The sequence below is a fragment of the Parafrankia sp. FMc2 genome, assembly GCF_041008525.1.
GTDB lineage: Bacteria > Actinomycetota > Actinomycetes > Frankiales > Frankiaceae > Parafrankia.
On the sequence record NZ_JBFLUG010000021.1, the window covers coordinates 76,293 to 83,932 of the forward strand.

A 7,640-nucleotide genomic window follows, 5' to 3' on the forward strand; every position below is an offset into this window, starting at 1 on the left:
ACCGCGGCCCGCGTCCCGTGATCCGATGGCAACCGGATCTGACAGCAACCGGATCTGACAGCAGCCGGCGGCGCCCCCGGAATCGGGAGCGCCGCCGGCGGATGGCTGGTGCTGCGGTCAGTCCTTGATCTCGCAGAGCACTGCTCCGCTGGTCACGACGGCCCCGACCTCTGCCGTGAGCCCGCTGACGGTGCCAGCACGGTGCGCGTTGAGAGGCTGCTCCATCTTCATCGCCTCGAGGACGACGATCAGGTCGCCCGCCTCGACGGTGTCACCGTCGCTGACCGCGACCTTGACGATGGTGCCCTGCATCGGGCTGGTCAGCGCGTCACCGGTGACCTTCGCCGCGGCCCTGCCGCCGGCCGAGCGGCGCTTCGGCGCCCCGGCCGCGGCGGCCGGAGCCACACCGCCGCCCGCGCCGAACCCGGCCGGCAGGACGACCTCGAGGCGCTTCCCGCTGACCTCGACGACCACGGTCTCCCGGGGCTCGGTGTCGGTGTCGGCGTCGGTGCCACCGCTGAACGGCGGGATCGTGTTGTCGAACTCGGTCTCGATCCAGCGGTTGTGCACGCGGAACGGCTCGTCGGCGGCCTCCGGCGCGAACGCCGGGTCGCGCACCACCGCGCGGTGGAACGGGAGCGCGGTGGCCATGCCCTCGACGACCATCTCGTCGAGGGCGCGGCGGGCCCGGTCCAGGGCCTCCTGGCGGGTGGCGCCGGTGACGATGAGCTTGGCGAGCAGTGAGTCGAACGCGCCGCCGATGACGCTGCCGCTCTCGATGCCGGTGTCGAGCCGGACGCCGGGACCCGCCGGAGCGGTGAACGTTGTCACGGTGCCCGGGGCGGGCAGGAAGTTGCGGCCCGGGTCCTCGCCGTTGATGCGGAACTCGATCGAGTGGCCGCGCGGGGCCGGGTCGACCGGGTCGAGCGCCTCGCCCTCGGCGATGCGGAACTGGGCCCGGACGAGGTCGACGCCGGACGTCTCCTCGGTGACCGGGTGCTCGACCTGGAGCCGGGTGTTGACCTCCAGGAAGCTGATCAGTCCGTCCTTGGCCACGAGGAACTCCACCGTGCCCGCGCCGACGTAGCCGGCCTCGCGCACGATCTTCTTGGACGCCTCGTAGAGCGCGGTGTTCTGCTCGTCGGTGAGGAACGGCGCGGGGGCCTCCTCGACGAGCTTCTGGTAGCGGCGCTGCAGGGAGCAGTCGCGGGTGCCGACAACGACCACGTTGCCGTGGGTGTCGGCGAGGACCTGCGTCTCCACGTGCCGTGGCTGGTCGAGGTACCGCTCGACGAAGCACTCGCCGCGGCCGAAGGCGGCGACGGCCTCGCGGACGGCGCTGTCGAACAGCTCGGGCAGCTCCTCGGCGGTCCAGGCGACCTTGAGGCCGCGGCCACCGCCACCGAAGGCGGCCTTGATCGCGACCGGCAGGCCGTACTCGTTCGCGAAGGCGACGACCTCGTCCACGCCGCCCACCGGGTCGGCGGTGCCCGGTGCGAGCGGGGCGCCGACGGCGAGGGCGATGTGCCGGGCGGCGGTCTTGTCACCGAGGCGGCGGATGGCCTCCGGCGGCGGGCCGATCCAGGTCAGCCCCGCGGAGACCACGGCTTCGGCGAAATCCGCGTTCTCGGAGAGGAATCCGTAGCCCGGGTGTACCGCGTCGGCTCCGGAGAGTTCACATGCCTGCAGAATCTTGTCGATTCGCAGATACGAGTCGCCGGGGGTTGTGCCGCCCAGGGCATACGCCTCGTCGGCGACCCGGACATGCATTGCGTCGATGTCGGGCTCTGCATACACGGCGACACTTGAATACCCCGCGTCGCGGCAGGCCCGCGCCACCCGGACTGCAATTTCACCCCGGTTGGCGATGAGGATCTTACGCACGTTCCTCCCGTCTCGTCCGGCCTGAGTCTAGGCGAGTCGGGCCGCACCATGTTCCTTCATTGCCGGAGAAGGTGAAACAACGACTGGCCAGCCACCGGCAGCCGGGCCCGTCGTTACCTGCCGTCTTTCGACGGCTGGCATCTTCCGCTGGCTGGCGTCATCCGCCTGCCGGGGAGCGTATGCCGCCGGTCCGGGCCGAGCGGGCCCATGCTCCCGGGCCGGAGGGCAGCCTGCCACGCACCGAGTGCGCCGGGTCGGCCCAGGTCGACCTGGTCCGGGGAACCGGCGGTGCCGGCGCCGCCCGCGCGGTGAGGACGGCCACGAGCGCGGCGATCTCCTCCGGCGTCGCGTCGCCCCGGACCAGCCGCAGGTGTGGCCGGGCCGGGGGCCCTTCGGGTCTGTCGGCCACCGGCCGCCCTCCTCCGTTCGTCATCCGTTCGTCATCCCTGATCGCCTGACGCCGCGGCACCGGCCTGGTGGCCGGCCGCACGCCCGCTACAGCGGGATGTTGCCGTGCTTCTTCGGGGGCAGCGTCTCGCGCTTGGTCCGCAGCAGACGCAGCGCGCGGATCACCTCGCGCCTGGTGACCGACGGCTGGATCACGGCGTCCAGATAGCCGCGTTCCGCCGCGATGTAGGGGGTCGCGAAGTGGTCGGTGTAGTCCTGGATCAGCTCCGCGCGGCGCTCGTCGGGAGTGTCCGAGCCGGCCAGCTCCCGGCGATAGATGATGTTGACGGCGCCGCGGGCACCCATGACGGCGATCTCGGCGGTCGGCCACGCCAGGTTGATGTCGGCGCGCAGGTGCTTGGAGCCCATGACGTCGTAGGCGCCGCCGTAGGCCTTCCGGGTGATGACGGTCACCTTCGGCACGGTCGCCTCGGCGTACGCGTAGATGAGCTTCGCGCCGCGCCGGATGATCCCGTTCCATTCCTGCGACGTGCCGGGAAGGAAACCGGGGACGTCGACGAAGGTCAGCACCGGAATGTTGAAGGCGTCGCAGGTCCGCACGAAGCGCGCGGCCTTCTCGCTGGCGTCGATGTCCAGGGTGCCGGCGAACTGCATCGGCTGGTTGGCGACGACACCGACCGAACGCCCGTCGATGCGACCGAATCCGACGATCATGTTCTGGGCGAACTGGGCGTGGACCTCGAGGAAGTCCTCCTCGTCCAGCACCCGCTCGATCACCTGGTGCATGTCGTACGGGGTGTTCGCGGAGTCCGGGATGAAGGTGTCGAGCTCGGGGTCCACCTCGGCCTCGACGTCGGCCACCTCGGTGTACGCCGGCACCTCGTCCATGTTGTTCGAGGGCAGGTAGGAGAGCAGGGCCCGGGCGAGCTCCAGGCAGTCGTTCTCGTCCGCGGCCTGGAAGTGCGCGACGCCGCTGCGCGAGTTGTGCGTGTGCGCCCCGCCGAGCTCCTCCATGCCGACGTCCTCACCGGTGACCTCTTTGATCACGTCGGGACCGGTGATGAACATGTGGCTGGTCTGGTCGACCATGAGCGTGAAGTCGGTGATCGCGGGGGAGTACACCGCGCCGCCCGCACACGGGCCCATGATGAGCGACAGCTGCGGCACCACGCCGGACGCCATCACGTTGCGGTAGAAGATCTCGCCGTACAGCCCGAGCGCGACGACGCCCTCCTGGATGCGGGCACCGCCGGAGTCGTTGATGCCGACGACCGGAACCCCCGTCTTCAGCGCCAGGTCCATGATCTTGACGATCTTCTCACCGAAGACCTCACCGAGGCTCCCGCCGATCACGGTGAAGTCCTGACTGAAGACGCAGATCTGGCGGCCGTCGACCGTCCCGTACCCGGTGATCACGCCGTCGCCGTACGGGCGGTTCCGCTCCAGCCCGAAGTCGTGCGAGCGATGCCGGGCGAACGCGTCCGTCTCGACGAACGAGCCGGGGTCGAGGAAGGCCTCGATCCGCTCGCGCGCGGTCATGATGCCCTTGGCGTGCCGCGCGTCCACCGCGCGCTGGGAACCGGCGTGCACAGCTTCCTCGGTCACGGCCTGCAGTCGGGCGAGGCGACCAGCCGTGCTGTGCGGTTCGGGCGTCGGTTCGGGAACGGAAGCCGGGAGAGCCATAGTGCGAAGCGTACGGCGGTCGGCGGTCCACGTGCGCGATTGATGTGGAGACCGTCTCACCTCGGCCACACCGGGGCTCTGGGAGGGTGGTCCCGTGCCTGTAGAGCCGACCGCGTCCGACGGACGACCAACGCCGCCTTCCGTAGCCGCCCAGAAGGCTCTCTCCGCAGGTGAGAGGCCTGCTAGGGGGTCGGCTGGGGCGTCCGACGCAGCGCTCGCCGGGACCCTGGCCGACGTGGTCACGGCCCGCGTGGAGACCGCCGTCGAAAGGTCGCGCCGCCCCCTTGACGCCGCCGCGCTGAGCCCTCTCGTCAACGGGCTCGGACTGGCCCTCGCCGTCGTGGACGAGATCGACTCGACCAACGCCGAACTCGGGCGGCTCGCGCGCGGGCTCCCCGGCCGAGTGCCGGCACTGTCCGTGACGGCGCGGACGGGTCAGGCCGTCCTCGTCGCCGAGCGGCAGACCGCCGGCCGCGGACGCCTCGACCGGTCATGGCAGTCCGCGGACGGCGCCGGGCTGATGGTGTCCGTGCTCGTCCGCCCCGCGGTCGAGGCCCGGCAGCTCGGCTGGCTGCCGCTCGTCGTCGGCACGTCGCTGGTGCGTACCCTGCGCGCTCACGCCCAGGTGCCCGCGGTGCTCAAGTGGCCCAACGACGTCCAGGTGGACGGGGCGAAGATCGCCGGCATCCTGGTGGAGCTCGCGCCCAGCCCGACCGCGCCACCGGCCGCCGTCATCGGCTTCGGCCTGAACGTCACCGCCCGCGCCGGGGAGCTTCCGCCGAACTCGACCAGCCTGCTGCTGCTGGACGTCGACCCCTCCCGGCTGGACCGCACGGAGCTGCTCGGCGCCGTCCTCATCGACCTCGCCGACGCGCTCTCCCGGTGGGTGTCCACACCCGGGCAGGCCCGGGACGAGTACCGCGGCGTGTGCGCGACGCTCGGGCGGCCGGTCCGGGTCGAGCTTCCCGACGGGACGTCGGTCGTGGGCACCGCCACCGACGTCGACGAGTTCGGCCGGCTGCTGGTCGACGGCCGCGCGTTCAGCGCCGCCGACGTGGTCCACCTGCGCTGACCGGCTGGCCCGACCGGCCCGCCCACGCTCAGCCCGCCCCTCTCGGTCTGGCCGACCGTCCGTCCGCCGCGTGCCGGAGCGGGTCCGTCGTGGCCCCGCTCGTCCGGGATGCGACGATCGGGCGGTGGCGTTCCCGGACGACGAGCTGACCGACGGCGAAGAGGTCGCCCTCCACCTGCATCCGCACTGGGGCAGCCTGGTGGTGCCGGCACTCTCCGTCGTCGCCGCGCTCGCACTCATGACCCTCGGCGTGTTCTTCGTGCCTGACGGCTTCCTGCGGGAGGCGGTCCAGTACCTCGTCCTGGCGCTCGGCCTGGCCGCCATCGGGTACTACGGCGTGGCCCCGTGGCTGCGCTGGATCACCACCCACTACGTGGTCACCACGGAGCGGATCATGATTCGTGAGGGGGTCGTGAACCGGTCCGGGCGGGACATCCCGCTGGTCTGGCTCAGTGACGTGTCCTTCGCCCAGTCGCTGTCCGACCGGATGATCGGCTCCGGCACGCTCTCCATCGAGAGCGCCGGTGAGCGCGGGCGGACGGTGCTCTCCCACATGCCGCGGGTCGAGGCCGTGCACGCCACCCTGTACGAGCTGGCCGAGGAGGCCGCCATCCGCCGGCGCTCCGGGGGAGGGCACCCCGGCTGACCGGCCCGGGCACGGGGGTCAGTGCAGGTCAGTGCAGGTCAGAGTGGGTCAGAGCGGGTCGAAGGCGCGCCACCAGGTGAGCAGGCCGGTCGGATCGTCGGAGCCGGCGATGAACCCCGCCTGCTCACGGTCAATGGTCCAGTAGGCGGTGAAGTCGCCGGGGCGCGCGTCGCAGACGAACGTCCCGGTACGGCGGGACGGCAGCAGATACGCCTCACTGCTCGTCTGGCCGTTCTCGCACGAACCGACGTCGACCACGGCGGACGACCGCCGTGCCGCGTCGGCAGCCATCGCCGCACTGTCGGCGTAGCCGAGGACGACCACCTCGGCCGGTGGCCGCCCCGCCCCGGCGACACCGGGAGTACAGCGCAGCGCGGCCGTGACACCGCGTGCGCGGACGTCGGTCGCGCCGCCTGCGCCGCCCGTCCCGCCCGCCTCTCCGGTGGCGGACCGGCAGTCGGTCAGCTCGAAGGACGACAGCCGGTCCCGCAGCTCCTGCTCGGCGTCGTCCAGCGCCGCGGGCGCGGTGGACGACGCCGTGACCGCCGGCCCGGGTGCCGCGGGAGTGGTGCCCGCGGCCGGCGGGGATCCGGTCGCCACCGGCCGCTGCGGGGACGAACCCCGGGTGGCCGCGAGGACGATCAGCAGCACCGCGCCGATCAGCGCGGCCGTGGCCAGCGCCACGATGACCAGCAGGCGCGGCGAGCGCGATCTCACCGGCGGATCGGGTCGAACCCGTGCCACCAGGCGATCAGACGGGCCGGGTTCGTTTCAGAGGCGGTGAAGGCCACCAGGGAGTCGCTGATGCTCCAGAGGGTCACGAACCGGTCGGCGTACTTGTAGCACAGGCGCGCCCCGCCGTTCGGCTCCTGCAGGGACGTCCACTCCTCGGCGCTCTCCCGGCCGTCGTCACAGTTACCGGCGTCGGCGTAGTAGGTCGCGCGGGCGCCGATCTGGCGCTCCAGGGCGGAACGGTCGGGGAAGTGGAACGCCAGCACCTCGATGCCGCCGGCGCCGATGCAGCTCAGGGTGGCGTCCGCGTAGAGGCTGTCGCTCTGCGCCGGTGTGGAGCAACCAGTCATCGTGGCCGGGTTGAGCAGCCCGCGCAGGGTGTCCTCGGGACTGAGCTGCGGTGCCGGGCCGCCCGGGGCGGGCGCGGCGCCGGCCGGGTCCACGGGGCCCGCCGCCGTACCGGTGGGGGCGGGCGCGGCGGACGTCGTGTCCCCACCGCTGTCGGTCCGGGTACCCAGAATGATGCCGACCACCGCGACCACGACGACGACCGCCGCCGCGGCGGCGATCACGGTCAGTGCCTGCGGCCTGCGCGGCGACGACCCGGATCTGTCTGGTGTTCCGGGGCCTGCGAACCCTCCGGGCATGCCAGGCGCACCCGCGGCACCATGGGTGTGACCGGGACCAGCCTGCCCGGTGCGGGCAGGGGGCTCCCCGCCCAGCGGACCGCCCGGCGAGGTGATCCTCGGTGGGATGGCAGGGAGAAGACCACCGCCCGAGGGCGAGTCCAGGTAGCTCGGTGGCGGAGAGGGCCAGGACGGTCCGTCCGCGATGCGACCGGGGGGCGGGAGGGGCGTCCGCCGCACGGTGAACGACTCCTGCGGAGGCGGGGGCAGCGGATGGGGCCCGGTCAGCGGCAGCAGCTCGGGCGCCTCGCCGTCACGGTGCCCGCCGGTGCCGCCGCCGTCGTACTCGCCGGTTCCGTGCGCGCCGGTTCCGTGTTCGCCGACACCAGGCAGCGAGCCGGGCGGGGTCGGGCCGGCGGGCCCGCGGGCGGCGGACGCCGGCCCCGGAGGTGCCAGGCGGTAGGTCAGCTCCTCGGCGGGCGACTCCGGGCCGCCGTGGGACGGCTGCCCGGGCGGTGGGGACACCCCGGGCCAGGCCGGACCGCCTGTCGCTCCCGCCAGGTGCGGCGGCGGCCCGGACGGGCCGCCG

General features: G+C 72.7%; 6 protein-coding genes and 1 pseudogene. 2 read left to right on the forward strand and 5 right to left on the reverse strand.

From position 1 onward, the window contains the following. Window positions 1-117 precede the first annotated feature (117 nt). The 3 genes from AB1460_RS10465 to AB1460_RS10475 all read right to left on the reverse strand — a co-directional run bounded on the left by AB1460_RS10465 (window position 118) and on the right by AB1460_RS10475 (window position 3,975). On the reverse strand, window positions 118-1,884 hold the full coding sequence (locus tag AB1460_RS10465; RefSeq protein ID WP_368960643.1) for an acetyl/propionyl/methylcrotonyl-CoA carboxylase subunit alpha: 1,767 nt from the start codon (window positions 1,882-1,884) through the stop codon (window positions 118-120). A gap of 157 nt (window positions 1,885-2,041) precedes the next feature. After that, window positions 2,042-2,293 carry an acyl-CoA carboxylase subunit epsilon gene (locus AB1460_RS10470; protein ID WP_368960645.1) on the reverse strand — a complete coding sequence of 84 codons (252 nt, stop codon included), beginning with the start codon at window positions 2,291-2,293 and terminating at the stop codon, window positions 2,042-2,044. Window positions 2,294-2,379: 86 nt separating this feature from the next. After that, the gene (locus AB1460_RS10475; RefSeq protein ID WP_368960646.1) at window positions 2,380-3,975 is read right to left on the reverse strand and encodes an acyl-CoA carboxylase subunit beta; all 1,596 of its coding nucleotides are present in this window, start codon (window positions 3,973-3,975) and stop codon (window positions 2,380-2,382) included. A gap of 235 nt (window positions 3,976-4,210) precedes the next feature. Here AB1460_RS10475 and AB1460_RS10480 point away from each other — a divergent pair, with 235 nt between their 5' ends. After that, window positions 4,211-5,047 (forward strand): biotin--[acetyl-CoA-carboxylase] ligase, encoded by an 837-nt coding sequence (locus tag AB1460_RS10480; protein WP_368960648.1) that lies wholly within the window; start codon window positions 4,211-4,213, stop codon window positions 5,045-5,047. 124 nt (window positions 5,048-5,171) lie between these two features. Beyond that, entirely contained in the window at window positions 5,172-5,693 is a 522-nt protein-coding gene (locus tag AB1460_RS10485; RefSeq protein ID WP_368960650.1) for a PH domain-containing protein, read from the forward strand. A gap of 48 nt (window positions 5,694-5,741) precedes the next feature. On the opposite strand, the gene AB1460_RS10490 is transcribed toward AB1460_RS10485, so the two are convergent. Both AB1460_RS10490 and AB1460_RS10495 read right to left on the reverse strand, forming a co-directional pair. Further along, window positions 5,742-6,410: a hypothetical protein gene (locus AB1460_RS10490; protein ID WP_368960652.1), complete on the reverse strand. Its 669-nt coding sequence runs from the start codon at window positions 6,408-6,410 to the stop codon at window positions 5,742-5,744. Next, window positions 6,407-7,640, reverse strand: a pseudogene (locus AB1460_RS10495) (hypothetical protein); the annotation flags it as partial. The gene AB1460_RS10490 and the pseudogene AB1460_RS10495, both read right to left, overlap by 4 nt.

Coding starts and splice junctions, on each gene's coding strand:
- AB1460_RS10475 (WP_368960646.1), bottom strand. CDS start 3,975: ATGGCTCTCCCGGCTTCCGTTCCCGAACCGACGCCCGAACCGCACAGC.